Raw genomic sequence first — 1,085 nt, 5'->3', positions numbered from 1 at the left:
AACGTTCCTTCAGGAGACTTATAGTCTCAGGGAGAACTCATCTCGGGGCAAGTTTCGTGCTTAGATGCTTTCAGCACTTATCTCTTCCGCATTTAGCTACCGGGCAATGCCATTGGCATGACAACCCGAACACCAGTGATGCGTCCACTCCGGTCCTCTCGTACTAGGAGCAGCCCCCCTCAATTCTCCAGCGCCCACGGCAGATAGGGACCGAACTGTCTCACGACGTTCTAAACCCAGCTCGCGTACCACTTTAAATGGCGAACAGCCATACCCTTGGGACCTACTTCAGCCCCAGGATGTGATGAGCCGACATCGAGGTGCCAAACACCGCCGTCGATATGAACTCTTGGGCGGTATCAGCCTGTTATCCCCGGAGTACCTTTTATCCGTTGAGCGATGGCCCTTCCATTCAGAACCACCGGATCACTAAGACCTGCTTTCGCACCTGCTCGAGCCGTCACTCTCGCAGTCAAGCTAGCTTATGCCTTTGCACTAACCTCCTGATGTCCGACCAGGATTAGCTAACCTTCGTGCTCCTCCGTTACTCTTTAGGAGGAGACCGCCCCAGTCAAACTACCCACCAGACACTGTCCGCAACCCGGATCACGGGTCTACGTTAGAACACCAGCCATTAAAGGGTGGTATTTCAAGGTCGGCTCCATGCAGACTGGCGTCCACACTTCAAAGCCTCCCACCTATCCTACACATCAAGGACCAGTGTTCAGTGTCAAGCTATAGTAAAGGTTCACGGGGTCTTTCCGTCTTGCCGCGGGTACACTGCATCTTCACAGCGAGTTCAATTTCACTGAGTCTCGGGTGGAGACAGCCTGGCCATCATTACGCCATTCGTGCAGGTCGGAACTTACCCGACAAGGAATTTCGCTACCTTAGGACCGTTATAGTTACGGCCGCCGTTTACCGGGGCTTCGATCAAGAGCTTCTCCTTACGGATAACCCCATCAATTAACCTTCCGGCACCGGGCAGGCGTCACACCGTATACGTCCACTTTCGTGTTTGCACAGTGCTGTGTTTTTAATAAACAGTTGCAGCCAGCTGGTATCTTCGACTGATTTCAGCTCCA

At 53.1% G+C, this 1,085-nt stretch carries 1 rRNA gene; it reads right to left on the bottom strand.

Going from position 1 to position 1,085, the window contains the following annotated elements:
* Window positions 1-1,085, bottom strand: a 23S ribosomal RNA gene (locus NNO03_RS22400); the annotation flags it as partial.

The sequence above is a fragment of the Citrobacter sp. Igbk 16 genome, from assembly GCF_028069755.1.
GTDB lineage: Bacteria > Pseudomonadota > Gammaproteobacteria > Enterobacterales > Enterobacteriaceae > Citrobacter.
Note: the sequence above shows the minus strand (reverse complement) of the source record. Positions and strands in the feature narration are given on the sequence as shown.